Annotated in this window: 20 protein-coding genes; 11 read left to right on the plus strand and 9 right to left on the minus strand. The window is 38.2% G+C overall.

Annotated features, from left to right (window positions below; genetic code table 11):
- The first annotated feature begins 133 nt into the window (after positions 1–133).
- The 7 genes from JQC92_RS13940 to JQC92_RS23210 all read left to right on the plus strand — a co-directional run bounded on the left by JQC92_RS13940 (position 134) and on the right by JQC92_RS23210 (position 6673).
- A complete protein-coding gene (locus JQC92_RS13940) occupies positions 134–832 on the plus strand; it encodes a DUF2064 domain-containing protein (RefSeq protein ID WP_205000207.1) in 699 nt (232 codons plus the stop codon).
- Complete coding sequence (locus tag JQC92_RS13945; protein WP_205000208.1) at positions 825–1973, plus strand: methyltransferase domain-containing protein; 1149 nt, start codon at positions 825–827, stop codon at positions 1971–1973. Before JQC92_RS13940 ends, JQC92_RS13945 begins: the two co-directional genes overlap by 8 nt.
- Complete coding sequence (locus JQC92_RS13950; RefSeq protein ID WP_205000209.1) at positions 1973–2938, plus strand: radical SAM protein; 966 nt, start codon at positions 1973–1975, stop codon at positions 2936–2938. The genes JQC92_RS13945 and JQC92_RS13950 overlap by 1 nt, the downstream gene beginning before the upstream one ends.
- On the plus strand, positions 2907–3326 hold the full coding sequence (locus tag JQC92_RS13955; protein ID WP_205000210.1) for an arsenate reductase ArsC: 420 nt from the start codon (positions 2907–2909) through the stop codon (positions 3324–3326). The genes JQC92_RS13950 and JQC92_RS13955 overlap by 32 nt, the downstream gene beginning before the upstream one ends.
- A 13-nt stretch (positions 3327–3339) precedes the next feature.
- Positions 3340–4188: an S-methyl-5'-thioadenosine phosphorylase gene (mtnP, locus tag JQC92_RS13960; RefSeq protein WP_205000211.1), complete on the plus strand. Its 849-nt coding sequence runs from the start codon at positions 3340–3342 to the stop codon at positions 4186–4188.
- Between the two features lie 1236 nt (positions 4189–5424).
- On the plus strand, positions 5425–6474 hold the full coding sequence (locus JQC92_RS13965; RefSeq protein WP_205000212.1) for a hypothetical protein: 1050 nt from the start codon (positions 5425–5427) through the stop codon (positions 6472–6474).
- A 100-nt stretch (positions 6475–6574) separates the two neighbouring features.
- A complete protein-coding gene (locus JQC92_RS23210) occupies positions 6575–6673 on the plus strand; it encodes an HPP family protein (protein WP_420851321.1) in 99 nt (32 codons plus the stop codon).
- A 69-nt stretch (positions 6674–6742) separates the two neighbouring features.
- On the opposite strand, the gene JQC92_RS13970 is transcribed toward JQC92_RS23210, so the two are convergent.
- From JQC92_RS13970 to JQC92_RS14010, 9 genes are all read right to left on the minus strand, one after another.
- Positions 6743–7336 (minus strand): class I SAM-dependent methyltransferase, encoded by a 594-nt coding sequence (locus tag JQC92_RS13970; protein ID WP_205000213.1) that lies wholly within the window; start codon positions 7334–7336, stop codon positions 6743–6745.
- A 403-nt stretch (positions 7337–7739) separates the two neighbouring features.
- Positions 7740–8429: an SDR family oxidoreductase gene (locus tag JQC92_RS13975; RefSeq protein WP_205000214.1), complete on the minus strand. Its 690-nt coding sequence runs from the start codon at positions 8427–8429 to the stop codon at positions 7740–7742.
- Positions 8430–8446: 17 nt separating this feature from the next.
- Positions 8447–9889 carry a hypothetical protein gene (locus JQC92_RS13980; protein ID WP_205000215.1) on the minus strand — a complete coding sequence of 481 codons (1443 nt, stop codon included), beginning with the start codon at positions 9887–9889 and terminating at the stop codon, positions 8447–8449.
- Positions 9890–9969: 80 nt separating this feature from the next.
- Positions 9970–10977, minus strand: a complete 1008-nt coding sequence (ruvB, locus tag JQC92_RS13985) for a Holliday junction branch migration DNA helicase RuvB (protein ID WP_205000216.1) — start codon at positions 10975–10977, stop codon at positions 9970–9972.
- A 285-nt stretch (positions 10978–11262) separates the two neighbouring features.
- Positions 11263–11880: a Holliday junction branch migration protein RuvA gene (gene ruvA, locus JQC92_RS13990; protein WP_205000217.1), complete on the minus strand. Its 618-nt coding sequence runs from the start codon at positions 11878–11880 to the stop codon at positions 11263–11265.
- A complete protein-coding gene (gene ruvC, locus JQC92_RS13995) occupies positions 11877–12398 on the minus strand; it encodes a crossover junction endodeoxyribonuclease RuvC (protein WP_205000218.1) in 522 nt (173 codons plus the stop codon). The genes ruvA and ruvC overlap by 4 nt, the downstream gene beginning before the upstream one ends.
- A gap of 17 nt (positions 12399–12415) precedes the next feature.
- Positions 12416–13162 carry a YebC/PmpR family DNA-binding transcriptional regulator gene (locus tag JQC92_RS14000; RefSeq protein WP_205000219.1) on the minus strand — a complete coding sequence of 249 codons (747 nt, stop codon included), beginning with the start codon at positions 13160–13162 and terminating at the stop codon, positions 12416–12418.
- 74 nt (positions 13163–13236) lie between these two features.
- Entirely contained in the window at positions 13237–15012 is a 1776-nt protein-coding gene (gene aspS, locus JQC92_RS14005) for an aspartate--tRNA ligase (protein WP_205000220.1), read from the minus strand.
- A gap of 198 nt (positions 15013–15210) precedes the next feature.
- Positions 15211–18012, minus strand: coding sequence for a transporter substrate-binding domain-containing protein (locus tag JQC92_RS14010; RefSeq protein ID WP_205000221.1), 2802 nt, complete (start codon positions 18010–18012; stop codon positions 15211–15213).
- 148 nt (positions 18013–18160) lie between these two features.
- Between JQC92_RS14010 and cmoA the strand changes: the two genes are divergently transcribed.
- The 4 genes from cmoA (at position 18161) to JQC92_RS14030 (ending at position 25571) form a co-directional block, all read left to right on the plus strand.
- Positions 18161–18892 carry a carboxy-S-adenosyl-L-methionine synthase CmoA gene (gene cmoA / locus JQC92_RS14015; protein WP_205000222.1) on the plus strand — a complete coding sequence of 244 codons (732 nt, stop codon included), beginning with the start codon at positions 18161–18163 and terminating at the stop codon, positions 18890–18892.
- The gene (gene cmoB / locus JQC92_RS14020) at positions 18889–19884 is read left to right on the plus strand and encodes a tRNA 5-methoxyuridine(34)/uridine 5-oxyacetic acid(34) synthase CmoB (protein ID WP_205000223.1); all 996 of its coding nucleotides are present in this window, start codon (positions 18889–18891) and stop codon (positions 19882–19884) included. The genes cmoA and cmoB overlap by 4 nt, the downstream gene beginning before the upstream one ends.
- Before the next feature lie 99 nt (positions 19885–19983).
- On the plus strand, positions 19984–21633 hold the full coding sequence (locus JQC92_RS14025; RefSeq protein ID WP_205000224.1) for a hypothetical protein: 1650 nt from the start codon (positions 19984–19986) through the stop codon (positions 21631–21633).
- A gap of 314 nt (positions 21634–21947) precedes the next feature.
- Positions 21948–25571 (plus strand): ankyrin repeat domain-containing protein, encoded by a 3624-nt coding sequence (locus tag JQC92_RS14030; RefSeq protein ID WP_205000225.1) that lies wholly within the window; start codon positions 21948–21950, stop codon positions 25569–25571.
- Positions 25572–25688 lie beyond the last annotated feature (117 nt).

Genomic DNA, 25688 nt, shown 5'->3' on the forward strand with positions numbered 1-25688 from the left:
CATGTTATAGACCTTTCTTTGTTGTGGGGACAACTAGAAAAGTCTTAACATGAGTGGATGCTACAGGCATAGCCTGTCGCTGATTACCACGCCCAAAGGACGTGGTTTTAATTTTTCAATAAAACACAGATTGATGAAAGCACCATTACCCACACTTGTTATTTTCTGTAAAAGGCCAAAGCTGCATCAAGGTAAGCAACGGCTAACAGAAGGAACTACACCTGAAAACGCATTAAAAGTTGCCCACGCTTTATTGGTATGTGCGATTGAGGATGCTCAAGCTTGGACTGGCAATGTTGTCTTTGCCTGTGCACATCATGAAGATAAGCAATGGATGAAATCACAAATGCCAAGTGCCATGGTAATGTCTCAACTACCCAACGGTATTAGCGGTAATCTTGGTCAAAGGCTCAACTACATCGACAGTGAGCTAAGAAAATTAGGCCATAAGCAACTCACTTTTATTGGCACCGATGCACCTATCTTGAATCAGGTACACTATCAGTCAGTGCTTACTGAATTACAGAGTAATGATATTGCCCTCAGTCATGCCGATGATGGCGGAGTGGTCATTATGGCAAATAACACACCTTGGCCTAACATCAAAGATCTCGCTTGGAGCACATATTCTTTAGGCTCTGAACTCAAGCAAACCTGTAAGCAGCAACAATTAACCGTTGCTACAGCCGTTGCTGGTTATGATGTTGACTATGTCACTGACTTAAAAAAATCAATAGATGATCTTGATGGCGATAACCGTCCTGCCAGACGAGCTTTGGTTAAGCTCATTAACAACTTATTTCACTTTTCAGGAGAGACTCAAGATGACTAGCACCTCTCAATGTTGCAACTCGCCAAACGATAAAGATACAAACAATGAATCAACCCATGACGTCGTTAAAGATTATTACGGCAAGGTACTAGCGGGCTCTGACGACCTGCAAACCAATGCGTGTTGTACCGATGATGGCCTATCAACGCTGATGAAAACCGTACTTTCAAATATTCATGATGAAGTACTTACTCGATACTACGGCTGTGGGTTAGTGACTCCAGAATCATTAGCAGGTTGTCATATTCTTGATTTGGGCTGTGGTGCAGGTCGCGATTGTTACGCCTTAGCACAGCTGGTCGGCGAAAGCGGCTCAGTTATTGGTGTGGATATGACCGATGAACAATTAGCTGTTGCCAATAAACACATCGAATATCATCAAAATAAATTTGGTTTTGCTAAACCAAACACTACGTTTTTAAAAGGCTACATTGAAAAGCTGGATGAACTGAACATTCCAGATAACAGCATCGATGTAGTGATATCAAATTGCGTTATCAATTTAAGTCCTGATAAAAATGCAGTACTCAAAGAAGTCTTCCGCATTCTAAAACCGGGTGGCGAGATTTACTTTTCTGACGTATATGCCGACCGACGAGTACCAAGTCACTTAGTTGAAGACCCATTATTGTACGGTGAATGCCTAAGTGGCGCTTTATACTGGAATGACTTTGAAAATCTAGCCAAACACTTAGGTTTTGCTGAGCCTAGATTGGTAAGCAGTCGTGTTATTACCGTCGATAATGATGAGCTGGCAGCAAAACTTGAAGACATTCGCTTTACTTCGGCCACTTACCGCTTATTCAAAGCTGATGGTTTAGAAACTGATGCTCAAGACTATGGCCATCAAGTGAAATATTTGGGTACGATTACTGAACACGAACAAGCGTTTCATTTTGACCAGTCAACTTATTTTGTAAAAGGCGAAGTAACCAATGTGAGTGGAAACCAATGGCACACATTAAAACAGTCTCGTTTCAACAAGTATTTTGAATTTATCGAGAATGACTCTAAGCATTTAGGCTTCTTTGCAGCGCAAAATCAACGTTCAGAAGCAGACTTTCATTTCCAAATTGAACCACAACAAAGCGCTTCAGGTTGTTGTAGCCCTGCTCCCGCTAAAAAGACGAGTTGCTGCTAATGAGTATCGCAGAGCAATTGGGCAGTTGGACGCACACGCCATTAGGTGATGAACGTGGTTACATTGAGCCGCATTCGTTAAAAGAGCTGTGGTTCCATACTGGTACCAAATGTAATTTAGAGTGCAGTTTTTGCTTAGAGGGTTCTAGCCCTTCAGACAAGCGCTTGTTAACGCCAAAGCTTGAAGAAGTCATCCCGTATATTGATGAAGCCTTATGCATGGGCGTCGAACAGTTTTCATTTACAGGCGGCGAACCCTTCTTAGCAAAGGACATTGTCGAAATTTTGGATTACGCCTCAAAATTTAAGCCTTGTTTAGTGCTGACTAACGGCACTGAGCCATTACTTAAACGTCTTGATGCTCTTATTGCTCTGCAAAGTAAAAATCAACACCCTGTTTCATTTCGAATCAGTATTGATTCTCCGAATGAAAAAGAACACGACCAAGGTCGTGGCATAGGAAACTTTGCCAAAGCTTTTATCGGTATGCGTAAACTGCATCAGCATGGTTTTTCGGTCTCGTTAGCGCGTCATATTGCAAACAATGAAAATCAGCCTGAAGTCGATCAACAATATCGAAACCTTTTTTCATTAAATGGCATACCTCCTCAAACCCATATTGTGGCATTTCCTGATTTTCTACCACCAGGGTCGTTGCCGTCAGTGCCGCACATAACGACTCACTGTATGACCGCCTATCAGACTGAGCAGCAACGTGAAAACTATATGTGTGCGAACTCGAAAATGATCATCAAAAAAGGCACTGCAATGCAGGTATACGCTTGCACTCTGGTTGATGATGATCCTGATTACTTTATGGGGAACACTTTATCGGAAAGTATGCAGAAAAAGGTCAATTTGAAACATCACAGATGTTATAGCTGCTTCGCTCACGGCGCTAGCTGTAGCGAAATACAATACAAAGGAAAATCCGATGAAATCGATTTTATTTTTATGTACGGGTAATTCCTGTCGCAGCCAAATGGCACATGGTTTTGCTAATGCAATGTTGGGCGAGCAATTCGAAAGCTATTCTGCGGGTATTGAATCACATGGCCTTAACCCTTCGGCTGTGCAAGTAATGCAAGAAGTGGGGATTGATATTAGTCGTCACCAATCAAACACACTCAATGAATTTGAGAACAAAACATTCGATTATGTTGTTGCGGTTTGTGAGCACGCAGCAAATAACTGCCCTACTTTTACTCAAACTACGCAGTTAATCAAACGCCAATTTGATGATCCGCCAAAATTAGCAAGAGATGCGAATACACCTGAAGAAGCATTAAGCCACTATCGCCGAGTACGCGATGAAATCAAAGATTGGGTTTCAGACTTATCAAGATTGAATTAAAAAGGATTACAAGATGTTAGCAATTATTGGTGGTACAGGTATTTATAATATTGATGGCCTCATCACTGTCGAAAAACACGATATTACAACACCATTTGGTGAACCGTCGGCTGAAATTGTACGTGGCGTTTATCATGGTAAAGAGATTTTATTTTTACCTCGTCATGGTAGCAACCACCAGCTTTTGCCTTCAGAAGTAAACTATAAAGCCAATATTTGGGCATTGAAAAGTTTAGGTGTTAAACAAATTATTGGACTATCTGCAGTGGGTAGCTTGCAGCAGGAAGTAAAACCGGGTGATTTAGCCATCGCAGATCAGTACTTTGACTTTGTAAAAGGTCATCGTGAAAAATCATTCTTTGGTAATCGCTTAGTGGCTCATGTATCTACCGCAGAACCAACCTGCTCATCGCTTGCCGATGGCATAGCTAAAGCTGCCGTAGCGTGTGACATAACATTACACAGAAACAAAACCTATGCCTGCGTTGATGGCCCAAGACTCGGTACTAAAGCAGAAAGTTTATTCTTAAAAAATGCAGTCAATGCTGATTTAGTGGGCATGACTAATGTCCCAGAAGTGTTTTTAGCCCGTGAAGCACAGATTTGTTATTGTACTATCGGTATTGCAACCGATTACGATTGCTGGCAAGACGACCCCAAGCATCATGTTACGGTTGAACAAGTAATAAGCCGATATGGTTCAAGTTTGGCAAAGGCTAAACAAGTTTTGGAAACCTATATCCAAGGTACAACAGCGATGTGTTCAAGCCGTTGTAATCACTCATTAGAATGTGCAGTACTGACGCCCATTGAGTCTTTATCTGAAGAAAATAAGCATTTATTTGAAGTTCTATCGTCTTAGTAAGCTTACAATAAACGTTTGGGAGCTGATGCTCCCATTATCTCGATTATCTTTAATCACTCCTCTTTTTCATAAACAACAATATACCGATCATTACCTCTCATAAAGTAAGTACTCATTTTATACCTGAGTATATTAATGTTTATCATGAATCCAATTTAACTTAGAAAATCAAAAGCCAATGTTAAAATATGACCCGAACAACAGGTATTATGTATGGCTACTGAATTTAATTGAATTTCAAAAAGCCATTCTTTTGAAACCAATCTAAATGACCTTCGGCATATTCCTGAATATCTTTCCAGCCATCAGCCCCTGCGATGACGGCGTAAAGACTAGGGGCTGTTGATCTTTGTTGATATTTTCAGCAATGATTATTTTTTGACGATAGCAAAGCGGAACAAGCGTTATTTAGTTCTTCTAAATGAGCGCAGTGACAATGCAGATAGCGTTAAAAATAACCATTGCCCTACGGGCTGAGTCTAAATCGCCTTACTCTGTGTTGAAAATAGTTTATTTAGTTGACTAAATTGCACTATTTCCGCCTCGATTAAGGCGATTTATTGCTCAACTGAATTATTAAACATAGATCAACAGCCCCTAGTAAATAAGATGTCAAAAAGGGAGTAAGTAACTTTTGAAGCTTGGTGCTCATCATCTAGCTTACCGAAAATTTGAAAAAATAATTCTAAGTTCATAATGTACTTCCGTAAAGGAAGTATAAGATCATAAACTGAGATCTCGGTCAAATTTAAGTTGCTAACTGCTAAAAAAAACATTCGCGATCTTGCCCTGAGAGAGTGAGCATTTTTTTATTAGGTTGGGAATGTATTTGGAGAATCCAAACGTAATTTTATTTTAGGATGTCAGATAAAAAGCATCAACGGCAAATTAATCTAGTAGATAAAATTAATTTAAAAATTGAACTATAAATATCATCTCAAGATAATCTAAATTGTAATTTTAATAAAAAAAATTCAAATTATAGTTATTGTTTGCCATTCAAAATACTTAACTTTTTAGTCTTTATAAGAGCCATCTATATGTCATCTCAAAATTGACTTAAATGATTTTTATTTTTTATCCTATCCACTTAAATCTTTCACTAAGATTATGACTGCTTTTTAGATTTTTCAAAGTAATGACCTTAAATTTTATTCACTAAACCTTAACACAAAATAATTAAAAATGAGTCCATAATTATTGTATGAATTTTTTATTGCAGAGATAGTTCTTATGGCACATCAAGTTAGTGGACAAGCATTCAGAGCTCATGAATCATATTACCCTAGAGTAGGGTCACAAACTACTCCAACGAGTGGATTTTCTAATTCTGTAACTGGTGCTAAATATCAATCATTACCAGCTCACTCTCAACAGGCATCAAATTTTCACAATCAACAACCTCTTAACTCTAGCTCAGGAACTTCTATTTGCACTAATTCATGGACTGCACAGCATAATCCGTCTCACAATGAATTACAAAGTAGATATACTGGGCCAGCTTATCTACATCAAGCCTCATCTCAAATGATTCGCCCCTTGCATTCACACTCTAATCCTCACCAACTACATCGACAAAATGAAACTTCGACACCAGGAGTGCGAGCAAGTGCGAATAGAGTATCTGAAGTGCCATCAAGACCTTCTGAGTTTAGTGACATTGAAAGAACTGATAATCATCACTTTGAAAATGTTATTATAACAATGAATTCAACAAAGGTATCCACTGATGAGTACAAGGCCCTTGTACGAGAGACTTTGAAAGACGGAAGAAAGATAGGTTTGAATGCTGCTATGATCAAAAACATGGTCAAACAGACATCAAATGGTATTGTGATACAAGACCCTGGCAGGTTACTTCAAACCCCCCAGAAAAGAAATCAACTCCAACATATCTACCATACATTGTGTACGCAGAAAGGAATGGAATACTGTCAGAGACCAAGCTCACCATCCAGAGCTGTTCCAACTCCACAACCTAGTATCACACCAGCTAGAACTCAATCGCATGTTAATTTTGAACAAACTAGACGAAACGAACATTCACAAGCAGGTATTGATGCGCTTGCAAAATATAAACTCAGCCAAAATGAATATAACCAAATGAAAGCTATAATAATCGACAGCCAAAAAGGAGTAAATGTCCAAGAAATGAAATACAATTTGGACGAATGTTTTAAATTTGAACAGGGCAGAATATCAATGATTAACCCTGAGGGTGGTTACACACAGAAGTTATTAAATTTAAACATCATTCCAACTTTGAACATGATGCTTTTATAGAGCTAAAATAACTAAAGCGATAAAGGTCTTGCTAATCATCACTCACAAAAATACTGATGCCATGACATTATATAGCTAAATCTCAGTTTTGTGACTGATGATGTTGAATAAAACGACTCATCCACCAGAGGGGGCAACAGTATTATTGGCCGTGATAACTTCGCAAAGCTGGGGATTTATTTTACTCCGGTATTATTAGGTGCAATGTTCATGGTTTTACTTGGAAAGCTTTTTAATTCTGGCAGCAAAAAATTATCTAATGTTTAAATCACTTTTGAGCAAGGATGCTTCCGGCCAAATTAAGTAAGTTGTGTTCCTTACGGATTTTAAACCCTGCTTTCTTTAATTCATCTATCAACTCACGATGATTGAATCGGTTAGTCTGAGGATGATCAAATATCCTTTTGGAGAGCGGATTACAAATCGCAGTCCTATATAAATCTTCGATAACAAAATAACCCGTTGGCTTAAGTACTCTATATGTTTCTTTTACTGTTTTTTGCCAATCAGGTATATGATGAAACACAGCAAAATTAAAAACCATATCAAACCTATTATTCAAAAATGGCAAATCCGAACCATCTGCATTAATGAGATTTGTATTTTCCTTACCCGAGTGTTTAGACCTTGCTGAATTAACCATTTCTTTATCATAATCAATGGCCATTAATTGATTTGGTGAAAAATGGTTTTGTATCATTGAAATGCCATTACCAAACCCACACCCTATCTCTAATACAGAGTCAATATGCTGTGGCTTTCTTGTAAACATCCTTAAAAGCATTGGCGCTTCGATATTATCTTGTATCCAAAACCTCACAGGGTGATTTACGACACGCTTCTCAAAATCATTTAACCGCATAGACTAATCCAATAGCTCATTAACTGCATTATTATACGCAAATATAGTGTAAAGAGATTAATAATTGAGAGCTTTGAATGAATAATGCCAACTAAAATGCTAATTAGCACCTATTTCACACTTTATACCCATGATACCTGAAGATGCTCGATTTCAGCGAGAATGCACAACTTGTTAATCAAGGCGACGGTGTGCGGCAATAGTGAGCTATTGTTAGCACTTGCAACACAGAGTAACACGCTGTGCAACTCGCACTGCGTGGACTTCTCAGCGCCAATTCTTCTTTGTTACATTAGCTCGAAAGAATCCCGATATTCCTTCGCTAATTCGCCTCAAAGAATTGGCGCTGAAAAAGTCCTGAAACATGCATGTTCAAGTATCATGGGTATAAATACTCGCTGAGCTAGTATTCTTGGCACATAGGATGAATCATCAACTCATCAATAACTACATTTTGAGGGGTCGATAATACATACTCAACAGCTTGAGCGATATCTTCTGGCTTTAACCAGTCTTCCTTATGTTTTTCACCTTGTTCACTTCCAGCAAAATAAGAATCCGTCATACCAGGATACAAGTTTGAAACCTTGATATTGAATGGACGTAATTCCGCTCGCATACTTGCTGACATCCCTTCTTGTGCATATTTACTTGCACAATAACTACTTCCATTCGCAAAAGTACGTTTCGATACATCAGACTCAATGGTGATGATATGCCCCGCTTTTTGTTCTTTTAACTTAGGAATTAATAGTTTATTCAGGTAAAAAGCCCCCATAACATTCACATTAAACGTCTGTTGCATTTCTTCTATGCTTGTATCTTCGAGCGATTTAAATACACCAACACCAGCATTATTAATGAGCCCGTAAATATCTTTATGCAGTTCAAGAATATTAGAGACGGTATTTTTGAGAGCACCATAATCAGTAATATCAACGTTATAGATACTGATATTACTGGATTCTTTAGCTAAATCTTCGAGCTCAGGTAGGCTACGTGCTAGTGCTATAACATGATAGGTTTTACTTAGTTGCAAACTGATTGCACGGCCAATGCCTCTCGAGGCGCCTGTAATTATTATTGTTTTCATATTCTAATGCCTATTATTTAATCTTTAGAGCCATCAATAATTCCTAAATAAAAAGGACGCTGCATTTGCCTTCGTACATCTGTAATAGTTTCTTTAACATCCATATACCAATCGGGTAGCCAAGTATCAGCGCCATCATCTTCCGCATTATACTCCACAGACTTCCCTGGATTCATAAATTTTTGAAAGAAATTGAACCCTCTCAGTTCATTTTCTAAATACTCATACTTTTGATCAAAAGTAAGCCAATCTAATGTACTTTGGCTTAGCATTTTTAAAGTACTTGATTTTTTAGTTGGATCGACTACGGCCCCTGAAATCTCTCCATTTCTCTCAATTACCACCTGCTTTAAAGAATCTCTAACGTCTACTTCTGAGGCTTTTTCACTAATATTTAAAATTCCTGAAGCATTTGTTAATTTAACTTTTCGTGCTTCAACTGCACCTACCTTCAAATCACTTTTAGAACCAAAATTAATTCGCATACAAGTTGCCATTCCGTCCAACTTGTAAGACATAATATATTCTGGGTTTCCTAGATCTACGTTATAAATTCGCCCACTTTTGTCATGACTAATTACTGACTGATGATAGTCAGAAGATTTCTCTACATTAACTTTCAGTAAGCCTTTGTACTTTATTGGCAAATGGGTATCAATCCACCTTAATGCTTCCATTTTTTTAGTTATTTCTTGAACTTTGAAAGGGTATGATGAATGCAATATCTCCAATTGCTCTTCTAACTTGTCATGCATTTGAGCCGGAAATACTTGCTCCAAAAGAAATTTATCAAACTCCATTAACTCTGGATTAAAAGGTCGTTTTAAGGGAATCAATGGTAGAACGCCAGGAATTTCTACACAAGAACAGTTCACTTTACTTGCATGATTTTTTAAATGCTTAAATGGAACACTCCTTAAACACTGAACAAAAATTCGTGAATTTTTTTTTGATAAGTGTGGAGGGTGATTTCTTAAGGCAAATGTAAGACGGTTTATATCTTCAAAGGTATGTTGTGGCAGTTCTTTTTTAAATTTATCAAACTCATTATTTAAATGGCTCTCTAATAAATTATAAGAAAATACAATGGGGAGATCCGATGCGCCTTTAAAGGTTATAGTAAACGTTACGTCTGCTTGATCATCAAACTCGAGTTTCTTTTCAATGACATCGCTCACAGGAGTAACCACCAGTTGTTCGAGAGCATCAAGGTGATTCAATCTAAACGCTGTATCTATAACTTTAGAAGAAGGATTTTCTTTTTCAGGTTTAAAGCCATGAATAACACGATATAGTAATGTGCAAGCTAGCTGCTTTTCAGCACCTAAAAAATGACATTTGATTCTATCCCAAATGCCCATATGAGTTGCTTCCGATAACTTTTTCGCTTTATGGATTTTGTTTAGTCTTTCATGCGAAATTGAAACCGGCTTACCTCTTGCAGATCTAATTATTAGCACTACAATCACCTTCAATCGCTTTCTTATGGGTATTTTACAACAAGAAAGCGATTAGAACCTAAATTACAAGTGAAGGTTAATTAATCGGACGAAATCTGATAATCGAAGTGCTTATAAGCTCTTGGCGTCGCAATACGTCCACGATGAGTTCTTTGAATAAAGCCTTGTTGGATTAAGAATGGCTCTAATACGTCCTCAATGGTTTCACGCTCTTCTCCGATAGCAGCAGCTAAGTTATCTAAGCCTACCGGTCCACCATCAAATTTTTCAATAATGGCGAGTAAAAGCTTTCTATCCATATAATCAAAACCTTCACCATCAACATCCAATAAATCAAGCGCCATTGATGCCGTTGATTGAGTGATACGACCATCATGCTTTACTTCAGCATAATCTCGCACTCGGCGTAGTAAACGGTTAGCGATACGCGGCGTACCACGAGAGCGCTTAGCGATTTCAAGTGCGCCTGCGGATTCAACTTCTAGTCCCATTACGCCTGCACTTCTGGCAACAATGGTTGATAAATCTTGATTGTTATAAAACTCTAGACGCAGTGGTATACCAAAACGAGCACGTAATGGCGAAGTTAACGCTCCAGCTCGAGTTGTTGCGCCTACTAATGTGAATGGTGGTAAATCAAGTTTGATAGAGCGTGCAGCAGGCCCTTCACCAATCATAATGTCCAACTGGTAATCTTCCATTGCTGGATAAAGCACTTCCTCCACAACTGGGCTTAGACGATGGATTTCGTCAATAAAAAGAACATCGCCTTCTTCAAGATTGGTCAGCAGTGCCGCAAGATCCCCTGCTTTTTCTAGTACTGGGCCTGAAGTGGACTTAATATTCACGCCCATTTCGTTAGCTACAATCAATGCCAAAGTCGTTTTACCCAAACCTGGAGGGCCATAAATGAGCATGTGATCTAACGCTTCTTTACGGTTTTTTGCTGCCTGAATAAAAACCTGTAATTGATCACAAATGTCATCTTGACCAGTATAGTCCGACAACATTTTCGGTCGCATTGCGCGATCAACAGCTTCTTCTTGCGGCTCTATTTTAGGTGCGATCAGTCTATCTGCTTCAATCATTTAATAATCCCTTTTTACAAGAAACCTTTCCCAACTATCTATTTCGATTTGCTGTAGTAGATTTTTTGTTTATTCAAGGCGTCGGATACGAAGTGTAGTCACTCTACATAAGTAATTCGACAACACAGAATAAACAAAAAATATGCACAGCCCTTCGGGTTACGTTAAAATTGGCAAAATCGTCGTTACTCATCATTCATTTAGTTCACTAAACTTCTTTCTTGGTGCCTTGATTTTGCCAATTTTAAGCAGTAACAAATCGAAATGAATAATTGGGAACGGTTTCTATAGCATCGACTTGAGTGCAGCTTTAATCAAAGTTTCTGAATCAACACCTTCTTGATACGCCGCAGAAACCGACTTGCTTGCTTGAGCAGGCTTATAACCGAGAGAAAGTAATGCTGCAATTGCATCTTCTTCAGCGGTATTAACATCTGGTTTTGGAGCATAATCAGATTTAAGTACGAATTCACGCTCACTGCCTTGTGACGCTTCCATCAAACTCTTGAGTTTATCTTTCATCTCTACAAGCAAACGCTCTGCAGTTTTTTTACCTACTCCAGGTAATTTTACAAGTGTTGCAACATCATCTCTAGACACACAATCTACAAATTCAGAAGCTGTCATACCTGATAAGATGGTTAAGGCTAGTTTGGGACCAACGCCATTCGTTTTTATCAGCAGACGAAATAAAGCTCTTTCTTGCTTTGTAGTAAAGCCATAAAGTAATTGTGCATCTTCACGAACGACAAAGTGTGTAAATAGTGCGACGGACTCATTAAGCTCAGGTAATTCATAAAAACAGGTCAAAGGGACTTGGAGTTCATAACCCACGCCTTGGACATCAATTAAAATTTCAGGTGCTTGTTTTTCGATTAATGTTCCGGCAATTCGACCAATCATTTATATCTTCCGTATGTTCTTGATTTTGCTTGTCCTGACATCGCAGCCAGACTTTGTATTGTATGATAATGACATAAAGCCACACCAAGTGCATCAGCTGCATCAGCTTGTGGTGCAGCAGGTAGCTTTAACAAGTGCTGCACCATATGTTGCACCTGTTCTTTTTTTGCTCGCCCTGTGCCAACGACTGCACTTTTAATTTGAGTTGCTGAATATTCAGCAACTGACAAATCCGCATTCGTTGCTGCAACGATTGCGGCTCCTCGAGCTTGACCAAGCTTTAAAGCCGAGTCAGCATTTTTTGCCATAAAAACACGCTCAATAGCAAATTGCTCTGGTTGATACTGGGTGATGATCTCAGATAAACCATCAAAAATGATTTTAAGTCTTGCTGCAAGATCATCACCACTGGTGCGAATGCAGCCACTACCTAAATATGTTTGTTGTCGACCTGTACACTCGATGATCCCATAACCAGTAATTCGAGAACCGGGATCCACGCCTAAAATTATTGGCATACCTTGCCTTTTTGTAATTAATCCAGCTGTTCCATAATCTCATTAGAGATTTCAGCATTATGATACACGTCTTGCACATCATCATGTTCTTCAAGCATATCTATCAAGCGCATAAATTTAGCTGCTGTTTCTGCATCAAGCTCTGCTTTCGTTGAGGCTGTTTGAGCAATTTCATCATGGTCTGCTTCAAAACCAGCAATTTTTAATGCATCTTTAACATGATAAAAATCAGCAGAAGTCGTGATCACATCAATACTTGAGTCTTCATGTGTTACTACATCTTCAGCACCACCTTCAAGCGCTGCATCCATCAGTGCATCTTCATCAACACCCGGTGCAAATGAAATAATGCCTTGCTTGGTAAACAAGTAAGAAACTGAGCCGTCAGTACCTAGATTACCACCAGACTTATTAAATGCATGGCGAACACCAGTCACGGTGCGGTTGCGGTTATCTGTCATGGTTTCAACCATAACAGCTGTACCGCCTGGCCCATACCCTTCATAGATAATAACTTCTAATTGCTGACCTTCAAGTTCTCCTGCACCACGTTTAATCGCACGTTCCATTGTGTCACGAGTCATATTTGCGCCAAGCGCTTTATCCATAGCAGAGCGTAAACGAGGGTTAGAATCAGGATCTGAGCCGCTTTCTCTGGCTGCGACAGTCAGCTCACGAATCAATTTAGTAAAGATTTTACCTCGCTTGGAATCTTGTGCCGCTTTACGGTGTCGGATATTGGCCCATTTACTGTGTCCAGCCATACAAACCTCCTGTTAACTACAGAAAAAAACACCGAGGCAATTGCCTCGGTATTAATGCTTATGATATTTGAGCTTTACTCGGCTTCAGGCTCTTTGGCTATTGTATCAATTCCTAAATCTTTGAGTTGATCAGGATTTGCAAAACCTGGAGCGTTCGTTAATGGACATGCCGCTGTGGTTGTTTTAGGGAACGCCATTACATCACGAATAGACTGTGCACCAGTCATCAACATGATGATACGATCAAGACCAAAGGCTAAACCAGCATGTGGTGGTGTGCCATAGCGAAGCGCTTCTAATAAGAAGCCAAACTTCTCTTTTGCTTCTTCGTCAGAAATACCAAGAATACGGAAAACGGCAGCTTGCATTTCTGCATCGTGAATACGCACAGAACCACCGCCTAATTCGCAACCGTTTAATACCATGTCATAAGCGTCTGAAATTTGATTTGCTGGATCGGCTTCTAGCTGCTCTGCTGTGATGCCACGTGGCGCTGTAAATGGGTGATGAACTGCGTGTAAACTGCCGTTGTGCTTTTCAAACATTGGGAAGTCAACGACCCAAAGCGGTTTCCACTCACCTTCTAATAAGTCAAAGTCTTCACCTGCTTTTAGGCGTAATGCGCCCATAGCTTCAGCAACCGTTGTTGCATTATCAGCACCAAACAAGATGATATCACCCGTTTGTGCACCTGTGCGCTCAATAATCGCTTTTACAATATCTTCGGTTAAAAACTTAAGTACTGGCGACTGAATGCCTTCCATGCCTGCTTCTAAATCGTTAACTTTCATCCAAGCTAAGCCTTTAGCGCCATAGATGCCTACATACTTAGTGTATTCATCAATGTTTTTACGTGAAAGTTTAGCGCCAGTTGGGATGCGAAGTGCCGTTACACGACCTTCAGGATCATTTGCTGGGCCTTTAAATACGGCAAATTCAACATTTTTAACTAAATCAGCAACGTCCACTAGCTCAAGCGGGTTACGTAAATCTGGTTTGTCTGAACCAAAACGACGCATAGCTTCTTCGTAGCTCATGCGTGGGAAGTCACCTAAATCTACGTTTAATAAATCTTGGAATAACTTACGTATCATTTCTTCCGTTTTAGCCATCACTTGCTCAGATGACATAAATGAAGTTTCGATATCAATTTGGGTAAATTCTGGTTGACGATCGGCACGTAAATCTTCATCACGGAAGCATTTAACGATTTGATAGTAACGATCAAAGCCAGACATCATCAATAATTGTTTGAAGATTTGTGGCGATTGAGGAAGAGCAAAGAATTGACCTTTATAAGTACGGCTTGGTACTAAATAATCACGTGCGCCTTCTGGTGTAGCTTTCGTCAAAATCGGAGTTTCGATATCTAAAAAGCCACTGTCATCAAGGAAGCGACGAACTGCACTTGTCACTTTTGAGCGGAAAATTAATCGGTCAGCCATTTCAGGACGACGTAAATCTAAGTAACGATATTTTAAGCGAGCTTCTTCACTATTATTTTGGTGATCGTCCATACTCAATGGTAATGGCGCAGCTTTGTTGATGATAGTAAGTTCTTTACCTAAAACTTCAATCTCACCCGTTTTCATGCCTTTGTTCACTTGGCTGTCAGGACGAGCACGCACAAGACCTTTTACTTGAACACAAAATTCTGCACGTAGGCTGCTTGCTGTATCAAATACTTCAGGTAAATCTGGATCGTAAACAACCTGAATTAAGCCTTCACGATCTCTTAAGTCCAAAAATACTACGCCACCAAGATCGCGACTACGGTTGACCCAACCTACTAAGGTTACTTCTTCACCAACGTGAGCAATGTTCACGTCCCCACAATAATGACTGCGCATTTAATTTTTATCCTTTATAAATGATCGGAACTTCTAGAAAGTGACTCATTATAGAGAAAGAATTCGGTTAACCAAAGCAATTATCAAACTGGTCGGCTAATGTTCAACCAAGTTTGTGTTTTTTGAAGTGAGGAAATGATAAAAGGACTAATTACCTGAGCACTGCATATGCAAAGCTCAGGTTAATTAAGGTAATAACTAGCTCGTCATATAACTGTTTTCAGGGTTATCTTTAGCAAGCTGCATTAACTTATCAGCCTGCTTTAAGAGTTCAATAGGGTTATCGGCATCCATAGGATAAAATGCCACACCAATGCTTGCGGTAACAGGCACGTCGGGCACTTGTGCTTCAATGACACGATTTAACGCTACAAGGGCATTTTCTGCGACTTGGCAAACTGCATCAAATTCTTGCGCTCGGTTTAAAACAATAACAAACTCATCACTACCGAAGCGAGCTAAGGTATCCGATTTTCTAATGGTTCCTGCTAATGCATTAGCAACAGCCACCAATAATTCATCACCATGACTGTACCCTTTCATTTCGTTGACGAGTTTAAAGTTATCTAAACCAATAAACATTACTGCAAAACGTGTTTGCTCTCGACTATGTGTGAGCACTGCGCTTGTCAATCTATCATCGAGTAATCGACGATTTAAAAGCCCTGTTAGATTATCATGAGTATTCAAATACTGGATTCTTTGTTCAACTTTATGTCGCTTCACTCTTTCTCTTTGAACTTTATTATTCATTCGCCAGTAGGTGAGAAAGCTTAACGTCACAATCGCTAAGATGACTGACAAGTACGCCATCCATCGGCGGTACTTGTAGTGTTCACTCAAGTTTGCACCAGGTACCCATTTTAAATAGATATCTTGTTTTTTGGTTTGATCTAATTGATCCAAAGCAATATTCAAAAGTGGAATGAGTTCGTTATATTTAGGGTTTACGCCAAAATGGCTTTGCTGCATCGATATTTCGGGTAATAAAGATAAGTTTAAATCATGATAACCTTCACTTTTCATCAGTGAGGCTAACGTCATGAGTTTGTTAATGAAGATATCTGCTTTTCCATTTGCAACTGCTTCAACACCAGATTGTGTATTATCTACTGGAATAATCTTGATGGAAGGACTTATCGAAAGCAGTTTATCTTTCACATCATAACCGTTTACCAGAGCAACCTTTAAATTACTCAGCTGGTTCAAACTAAATAACCCGGCATGTTCGAATCGAGATACGATTGCCCAAGATGTTGGCCAATAAGAGCTAGAAAACTCAAAACTCTTTTCTCTATCATTCGATTTAGCTACGCTGCCGACAATATCAACGTCACCCGTTTTTAGTGCATTTAACAATTGAGGCCAAGTATCATATGCAATTGGTCGAATTTTAAGTTTTAAATGGGTCTTAATGTGCTCAATCACATCAGCATTTATACCGTTAAAATGACCATTTTCATCTTGAAATTCTAGAGGAGCCCAGCTTTTCAAATAACCTAATTTAAGAACGGGTAACTTTTCTAAAAAGTCGATTTGATTCGCAGAAAGAGTAAGAATGGTATCTGAGACTAAATGAACTTGATCTGCAGGGTTAAGAACCCACTTTTTTTCGATTTCAGAAAGCTGGTTATACGGTAAGCGATTGTACCCTTCAACGAGCTTTCTTTTTAACCCATCATTTCCTCGTTGAATGACGACATAATTAGGGGAACTGTACTCAACATCAGGAACTTGAAAAAACTCTGACCAAATTTCATTTATCAGCAGTTTATGTTGAGTTGCAGCGGCTGCCGCAATAAAACCATCCAAGTTTCCTTCTATTGATGCTTGCATCATATTAGTGACACTTTTAAATACTACGATGTTCGATTTATTAAGTGCTTTTTTTAAATCTTCGTAATAATTGACCCCCTCTAAAACACCAATTTTTAAATTATCAAACGTATCTATTTTTTCGTTTTTATCTGAGTGAATGAACAACCTATGTTTGACATCATTCAGCTTCCAAGCATTTATCAATTCTGAATCATTTAGGCTTGAGGGATCAGCAATGACAACTTCAATGTCTCCTTCTTTAAGGGCCGTTAAACTCTCATCTTTATCATAAAAAACAAAGTTAACTTTTGTCTTAGCCGCTTGAGACCATGCGCGCCATAAATCAATATAAAGTCCGTGTGGAATACCATTAGCACCAAATTCAGAAAAAGGCTCATTATCCTTGGAGAGTGCGACGCTAATACCAGCGACATGATGACTGTCAAAACCTATCCAGCGTTGTTTTATTTCTCTTATTGAAGCATCGGTTAATTGAGAAAAACCTTCATTGATTTTCGATAACGAACTGGCTTTTCGCTTTGATGTAGCAATTTGTAGTGGAATCTCAGATATTTTAATCCTTTTTTCATATGGGAATAATCCAGTAATATCAAACTGTCTTGATCGCTCCCTAAGGTAGCCATTCAAACCTGCAAAAATTAAAATATCACCTTTTGTTGCTGCATCCAGTAACGAAGTCCGGGAGTCAAATACTTTAAAACTCGCTTCCGGGATTAATTTTGAAAGTAATGCCTGATGAGCTGACTCTTGGACAATGCCGATGGCGTATCCAGACACGTCTTCAAGGGTTGAAACATGATCAGCTAAGTGATGTACGTATAGATGCGCTGAAACATTGGCTAATGGCTCACCGAATTCAAAAATCACCTCTCTGGGACGAGTGCTCGCCATTCCAGCATGAACATCTGCGGTACCATTTTCAACCAACTCTAGACTTTCAGGCCAGTTTGCAACACGAAACTCAATAGGTGTATCCGTCGACTTACTCCACTCTTTCCATAGGTCAACCAGATATCCATCAGCATTTCCTACATCATTTTGATATTGGAAAGGAAAACTATCGTTGCCGACAGCAATGATCAATGGAGATTCTTTACATACACTTAAAAAAGAAATGAAAGAACAAAAAATAAGAGCGGATAATCGAATAAATGTCTTCAAGGCCATTCCTTAGCGCGCGATCACATGTAAACAATTTGTTTATAAAATGTATTAGACAGGATTTTTAATGAAAATACTAGTCCTTCCACTTGCTGCCACCACAGACACTTAGATAAAATACCCACAGTTTTTATTCACTTTTTAATCTATGACTCATTCTCAGGACAAGATATACGCTCGCCCTCACTCAACTATTGATAAATTTAAATTTGATAATAATGTTGCGGGTGTTTTCGATGACATGATTCGTCGCTCGATTCCTAACTATGAGCAAATTATCGCTTCAATAGGTGATATTGCCGCTCAGACAGTTCAAAAAAATACCAATGTCTATGATTTAGGATGCTCATTAGGTACCGCAACGATAAGTATGCGTCGCAAAATATCGACTGATAACGTGAAAATTATTGCCGTTGACAATAGTGAATCGATGATCAAACGTTGTAGTGAGCATATTAGCGCTTATCGAAGTGACATCCCCGTTGAGCTTGTTTGTGCCGATATTAACAACATCAATATTGAAAATGCTTCCGTAGTCGTGTTGAATTTTACTTTGCAATTTTTAGAACCTGCCGCTAGAAAACAATTAATCACAAAAATTTACAATGGATTAGTTGGAGGCGGTGTTTTGATTTTGTCTGAAAAACTACAATTCAGTAACACCAAAATACAGCATTTATTGGATGAACTGCACCTCGATTTTAAACGAGCGAATGGCTACAGTGAGCTCGAAATTAGCCAAAAGCGATCAGCCTTAGAAGATGTAATGAGAACAGAAACTGCAGAATCACATATTTCAAGGCTGAATGAATGTGGCTTTCAACAAGCCAGCATTTGGTTCCAGTGTTTTAACTTTGCTTCAATGGTTGCAATTAAATGATTTCTTTTACTTCTTTTTATCAGCAAATTGCTGGCTCAAATTTAAACCACTGGTTAGAGACCATTCCGTCTCTATTAGGAAACTGGCAACGCAGCCATAAACACGGCACTCTTCCAAAATGGGAAAAAGTACTCAGGAAACTTAACTACCCAACACCAGATAATGTCGACTTCACGAGTAGCGTTACGGTTGGGACCGGTGAACAGTTATCCCGTGGAGAAAGAGAAAAGTTAGAAAACTTATTACAACTTTTTCACCCTTGGCGTAAAGGTCCATATAACATTCATGGCATTCACATCGATACAGAATGGCGTAGCGATTGGAAGTGGGAGCGTGTTAGTCTACATATCACTTCGTTAAAAAATAGAACAGTACTTGATGTAGGTTGTGGTAGTGGTTACCACATGTGGCGTATGCTCGGAGAAGAAGCTAAACGAGTCGTTGGTATCGATCCATCGAGCTTATTTCTTTGCCAATTTGAAGCCATCAAACGTTTAACAAATGCACCTGACTTACCAATTCATTTATTGCCTTTGGGCATAGAAGAATTACCACCATTAGATGCGTTCGATACTGTATTTTCGATGGGTGTTTTGTATCACCGTCGCTCACCTATCGATCATATCATGCAATTACGTGATCAACTCAGAACTGGTGGTGAGTTAGTACTCGAAACATTAGTTGTCGAAGGCGACGAGAGTACCGTTCTCGTTCCTGAAGATCGTTATGGAAAAATGAACAACGTTTGGTTCTTACCATCAGTTAAAGCGTTGATACGTTGGCTAGAAAAGTGTGACTTTATTGATGTTCGCTGTGTAGATGTAGACACTACATCATTAGCCGAGCAAAGACGTACAGATTGGATGCGAAACGAATCGTTAGTGGATTACCTTGATCCTAATGACGTGACAAAAACAGTTGAAGGGTATCCAGCTCCAATGCGTGCGACCATCGTTGCAACCAAAAACGAACCTAATCACGATTTGAAGTAATCTCGCCTGATGGAGTATTTTTTATTACAATTAAATACTCCACAGTTCTTAAATTTCAATCTATCCTAACCACATGAATAATCGACACTTAGCACGTTAATGACTAAATATCTCCTTTGCATTTTATTTCTGCTCGCTTGCTTTCAAGTCAAAGCTGAGCCGTCATTAATCAATGTGCTCTCTTCTCAATGCGAAAACTTACCGAGTATTCAACTTCCTGAAGCTGCGTCTCTCTCAGAGCAACAACATCGCTATGAACAACAAAGCCTTGTTCTTAATAACATCAGTGATGGTTTAAATTATTTAAGACAGTACCCTCTAAATACCAGTACCACTGAAAAGCTCATTAATTGCCAAATGGAATTAGTCCAAATTTGGGATAACTTTATTCGTTCAGATTATTCTTCAAGTTTCATCGGCGCCTTAACGAAATCCTCATTACCTAAACATAAATTACTCGGTTTAAAACTCCAGGATTCAAAACAGCTGCTTCTATCTGAAAATAATTTAGCAAGGTTGCGCACGATGGAAGCGATCTTTAGAAGTAATCTGAAAGCAAGAACAGCTCGAATTTCAGTTGGAAATATTAATTGTGCCTTAAATGGTCATATGCAGTTTGGCTTTGAAGAAGAATACTCTATTTCTAGTTACCTTATTAAGCAGCCAAATCAGGAATGCCGAAAACTGGTATGGGATAAATTTTACCATCGACCTTACCTTAAGAGAGCACTTAACGAGATAAAAAAAATCCGAACACTGCAAGCTAAAAATAATGGCTATGCAGATTACACTCACCTAACCATTGCTAATAACTACTTAGATACACCAGAATTAATTGAGCAATATCTGAATCTAAAATCTGCATTAAAAGCGAGCCTACCGTGGAATATTGGTTCAGAGCTAGCCAAAGCTCACAAACCTCCTAAAACTAAAACAAAAGTTATAGCTAAGACACTTATTTTAGAGGCACTCCAAGACCTAACGAAATTTTCAATACGGTATGATTTCATAGAAAATCAGGTAATCCGCTTATGGTATAAAGAGCATCTGCTTGGTGACATTATATTGATAACAAATGCTCAAACTCAGACGCCATCAGATATGATTCGTTATCCAATTGTCAGTTATCAGTTTGCGCAAGCACAGTTATTTACAGCAGAAGTTTTAACTACACAAAAGCAGCAAAAATACTTGCTGCAACAATTAGCAAAACTAGTTACTGATTTTGCAAAAGCTTCTCATAGTTACCTAACTACCAATGCCATAGAAGATGGTGATTCGAACAATATAGGTGAGCAGTGGCTAGCGCAGTATTTTATTCGCTCTCGATTAAAGCAACACGAACAAAACTATAGACAAATTTTAGTTAAAAATTACTTAACGCAACTCAATATTCTAAGAGCTAAAATCGCTTTACGCTTTTATATGAAGCAAGGTATTTCAAAGCATGAGTTACTTTCACAAACGACGTCAGCATTAAAGGCTCAACTACCAATTAACAGTGATTACTTATTCAATTTTGATGGAATGATTGATTCAGGTCCAAATTTCTATGCAAAAGAATGGCAAAAGGATCTGGCAGGCTACTTATTCAATTACAGTATTGAACATGATTTACAGCATCACTTTTTCGAAAGATTTATTGTTAATGAACAACAAAAAAGCTTTCAAGAAAATTTGAACTTATTGCTGAACCAAAACATTACAAAAAAAACGTTAATTAAACTGGTTACAAAATTTAATTCATAAAGCTATTTTACTACTAAAACCTGAGTTCAGCATCAGCAACCACGATCTCACAAGTATTCATTTGAGCTTCTATGTTGTAGATCTTAAAAATATTATCTCAAGTTAAATTAATCTTATTTTACAATTGAGAAAGTTAATAAAGTTATTGCTAAAATTATCATTGTCACAAATTCATTATATTGTAAATTTTGCAGCCCACATACACAATAGATCTTCGTAATAAAGCCAGTAGCGAATTATTTTCGACTATTGCTAAAGATATGCTGACCCTCAAAAGTTCATATGTCACCTTTCGTTTCATTAGAGACGACTCTGTGCGTGAAAAAATATATACGGTAACTTTTATAAAAGGCGCAATGGTTGAGCTATCTCCGTTTGGAGACATTAGAGGTAAAATCAACGAATTCAATTCAGGCCAAACTATTACGGATGAAGATGCTTCTGAACAATTTGAAAATGAAAGTTCTTCACATCATGAAAATGCGTTTGAAATGAGACATCTGAACAGTAAGGCAGTACTAAATGATGAGACGATTAACAGCTTTGATGATGAAGCTTCATCTATAAATGCACAAGAAACAATTGAACACCAACTAAGTGAAGCAGAAAACACAGATATTACGGAAAATACCCAACTTACGGAATTGAAAAATAGAACAATAGATTATGAAAGAGATTTTTCAGTTAAATACAGTGGTGAGCAAGAAAGTTCTTTTTGTGATTCACCTAAACTTAATAATTTTATATTACAACCTGGGGTAAGGAAAAATTTAAATCACTCACTACCCATTACTGAAGACCAGTTTATAGAAACATTACTTGATTCAATTAACTCAGGTTTTAAGCTTTTTCAACACTGTGAGTCTCTACTTCCTCTTGAAGATAAGCAAGAATTTCTGGATGAAAGCCTGTTACTTCTACCTGCTGAACAACAAAGTTATTTATTACAATATGCGATAAAGCACTCAAAAGTTTCTTTAATTGAATCACTCATTTCAACAAATTTCACCGAAGGTCCTGTCGATAAACAAGGAAATACCCTTTTGCATTTAGCATTGCTAAATGGAGATAGAGACGTCGTTGAGTTAGTCGCTAAATACAATTCACGTTCAAACGAAATTAAAAATTGCATTGGTAATACACCACTTGGCATTGCATTTATCAATGGTGATAAAGAAGTTATAAAGATTCTATTAAAGTATACCAATATCGGCGACTTACAATCTACATTGCCACCATATCACGAAACCATCCTGAGCCTCGTTGTTAAATTAGAAGATGCCGATATATTAAAACTAACGCTGAGACAGAGTAGTACAACAGAAGGACAAGCCTATGAAGCAGCTTTTCTACTCTCGGCTCAATTAGGGTTTCATCATGGTATTGTTATTTTTGTAAAACATGGTGTATCGATAAATTCGACAAATGAATCAAACCAAACCGCACTGACTCTTGCTGTCAAAAGAAATGATCTTAATACTTGTAATACCTTGATAAAGTGGGGAGCTACATTTGCATCAAGTAAACCTCAAGGCTCTTCACTAAGTACGCAAGCTCTAATGATCAGAAAGAAAATATTTCCTCAAGATGTCGAAGTATTTCAAATTTCCACCCTATATCAAATTCAGCAAATGGAATTAGATGCGATTGCTCATGTCCTATTTGGAAGAATCGTCGAATTCCCTCTTGCTGAATGTATACTTTACCAAGCGATCAAAGACGGAGACTCTCAAGAAGCCCTGAATATTTTGAAAACTCATCCAGATTTAACTCTGGAATGCCAAGATGAGTGTCAAAACACCTTGTTGCATCTCGCAATAGAAAGCTGCGATAAATCAGTTGTAGAAGCGTTAATATTTAAAGGAGCAGATATTCACTCAGTCACGAATGCTGATAATTTTACTCCCCTTGAACTAGCTGTTTACCTTTCAAAGTATGACATCGTCAGCATAATGATGAACCACAAACACACTTTTGATATCAATAGGCCTAGGACTGCAAAGCATAACTCACCAAGCCGATTAGAAATGGCAATGATATGTGAGCGAACCGAAATAATGCGCTTCTTATTGGAGAATGGTGCAGAAGTTGATACTTTCTGTAGTGGAAGCCAACCAACTCCCCTTCTATGTGCCGTTATGGCACAGAACACGTCAGCCATTCATCTTCTCGCTGAATTTGGTGCAGACTTTACACGCTCAGATAAGCAGGGACGTTCGGTCTTTCAACTTTGCGCTCTGTATAAAAAACCTAAGCTGTTTGACACTCTTTTAATATTGTGCCCTCCAAATCCAACCATCAGCAAAGCTACGTTATTGGATTCAGGATTAGGGAAAAATGAGTTAGAAGTGCTTCGAAGAGCCTGTAAATTAAAACTGAGCAACATCACCAGATTTATCTTAAAAAGAGAGCCTTCCAGTACAATTCCGGAAATAATGTTATTTGATAAATTAAAGAAAAGAAAGTCAATAGTAGACGTATCTGTGCCTGAATACGTAACGTTAATAACTGAGTTAACTGATGAACTTGGCAATACTATTTTGCATTACGCAGTACAATCTGGAGTTCCAGAATCAATCGAGACTGTATTAAACCTAGGTGCAAAAGTGCACTCAACTATTAATAATGATGGATTAACACCCACCCAACTAGCCGTCACACGGAAAGATGAAACTGCGATATCCCTACTGCTGGACAAAATCTGTTACGAAGACATTAACTTGCAAACTCAAAATGAGTACGACTCATTACTTAATATGGCTTTACAGGCTGATGCTCAGAGGTTAGTCAATGCGCTATATCGATCTGGAGCGGATTTAAATATACGATTTAGAGATAAAAATAACACGCCATTAATGGTAGCTGCTATCAATGGTCAAACTGATATCATGAAATTTTTTCTCAAAAAAGGCGCTGACCCTGAATTAACTAACAATTCGGGTTTGACAGCATTAGAACTTGCATTTCAACATAAGCGGGTTATCTGCTGCAATGTACTTCTTTGTTTTGGCGCTAAACCCTGCGAAAATTTAACCAGAAAAATCTATGAATTAGGTATTGGTGAAAACCCGCTTGATGTAGTGAAGTACTTTGGTACACATGAACTATCTGGGTTCCTGAATATTTACCTAAACAGCCTCCCAAACATACCAATTGCTGAACTAACTATTTTAGAGCTTGCAAAAAATAATAGATCTAATAAACAGTTGAAACAGATCTTGGATGTAGTACATTTAAAATTGAATTTTAAAACTCCAGCAGGTCAAACAGCACTTCATATCGCAAGTCTACATGGGGCAAATGAAAACATAAAGTTACTTGGAATGGCTGGAGCCGATGCAAATGCAGTTGAAGATTTTCAAGGATATACTCCACTGCAAAAGGCAGTAGCAACATCAAATCAGAAGGCAATTGACGCATTATTAGAGTACTGTCCTATTAGAGAAATTGATGCAATATCAAAAAGGGGGAATTGGACGTGCATGAGCCTTTGCATTGAAAAAGGAGGCATCAAAACTGCACAAAAGTTACTGAAACATGGTGCAAGTGTAAATTCAGGTAACACCATAACTAATACACCAATATATGTTGCAATTTTAAATAAGCGAAGTGCTGCTGTTCAATGGCTTTGTCAAAATGGAGTTGATTTTGATATTCGGATTGTAGATGAACCTCTCTCACACTTTGCAGCAAAAATGAATCATTATGAAACTTTTCAAGCACTGATTAAAGCAGGGTTAGACCTTTCTCTTACTAATTTCCGTCGAGAAACGGTTTATCAAGTTGCTAAAGATCATAATTGTACAAACGTTCTCTGGCTAATAAGAACTGAAATTGCATTAAGAAATGAAAAAGCAATGTCAACGTTTGAAGAATTTGAAGTTATTGATGAATCGACAACCAAAGAATTTGAGGCAAGTCAGGTGACTTCAACCTGACTCTTCTACACAAATATTATGGAAATTGAACTTATTATCGTTTCGTTGATCTGATCAGTAAATTACACTAGATAAGGCAACGCATCATGTCAATTTTCAACCAAGATCTATGGTCAA

Source organism: Parashewanella hymeniacidonis, assembly GCF_016900895.1.
GTDB classification, from domain to species: domain Bacteria; phylum Pseudomonadota; class Gammaproteobacteria; order Enterobacterales; family Shewanellaceae; genus Parashewanella; species Parashewanella hymeniacidonis.

Excerpts from the sequence above, each read along its gene's own strand:
- aspS (WP_205000220.1), bottom strand. The coding sequence starts at position 15,012 with ATGCGCAGTCATTATTGTGGGGACGTGAACATTGCTCACGTTGGTGAA.
- JQC92_RS13955 (WP_205000210.1), top strand. The coding sequence starts at position 2,907 with ATGAAATCGATTTTATTTTTATGTACGGGTAATTCCTGTCGCAGCCAA.
- mtnP (WP_205000211.1), top strand. The coding sequence starts at position 3,340 with ATGTTAGCAATTATTGGTGGTACAGGTATTTATAATATTGATGGCCTC.
- JQC92_RS14025 (WP_205000224.1), top strand. The coding sequence starts at position 19,984 with ATGACTAAATATCTCCTTTGCATTTTATTTCTGCTCGCTTGCTTTCAA.
- JQC92_RS13970 (WP_205000213.1), bottom strand. The coding sequence starts at position 7,336 with ATGCGGTTAAATGATTTTGAGAAGCGTGTCGTAAATCACCCTGTGAGG.
- cmoB (WP_205000223.1), top strand. The coding sequence starts at position 18,889 with ATGATTTCTTTTACTTCTTTTTATCAGCAAATTGCTGGCTCAAATTTA.
- JQC92_RS13975 (WP_205000214.1), bottom strand. The coding sequence starts at position 8,429 with ATGAAAACAATAATAATTACAGGCGCCTCGAGAGGCATTGGCCGTGCA.
- ruvB (WP_205000216.1), bottom strand. The coding sequence starts at position 10,977 with ATGATTGAAGCAGATAGACTGATCGCACCTAAAATAGAGCCGCAAGAA.
- JQC92_RS13965 (WP_205000212.1), top strand. The coding sequence starts at position 5,425 with ATGGCACATCAAGTTAGTGGACAAGCATTCAGAGCTCATGAATCATAT.
- JQC92_RS23210 (WP_420851321.1), top strand. The coding sequence starts at position 6,575 with ATGTTGAATAAAACGACTCATCCACCAGAGGGGGCAACAGTATTATTG.
- JQC92_RS13940 (WP_205000207.1), top strand. The coding sequence starts at position 134 with ATGAAAGCACCATTACCCACACTTGTTATTTTCTGTAAAAGGCCAAAG.
- cmoA (WP_205000222.1), top strand. The coding sequence starts at position 18,161 with ATGACTCATTCTCAGGACAAGATATACGCTCGCCCTCACTCAACTATT.
- JQC92_RS13950 (WP_205000209.1), top strand. The coding sequence starts at position 1,973 with ATGAGTATCGCAGAGCAATTGGGCAGTTGGACGCACACGCCATTAGGT.
- JQC92_RS14000 (WP_205000219.1), bottom strand. The coding sequence starts at position 13,162 with ATGGCTGGACACAGTAAATGGGCCAATATCCGACACCGTAAAGCGGCA.
- JQC92_RS13945 (WP_205000208.1), top strand. The coding sequence starts at position 825 with ATGACTAGCACCTCTCAATGTTGCAACTCGCCAAACGATAAAGATACA.
- ruvA (WP_205000217.1), bottom strand. The coding sequence starts at position 11,880 with ATGATTGGTCGAATTGCCGGAACATTAATCGAAAAACAAGCACCTGAA.
- ruvC (WP_205000218.1), bottom strand. The coding sequence starts at position 12,398 with ATGCCAATAATTTTAGGCGTGGATCCCGGTTCTCGAATTACTGGTTAT.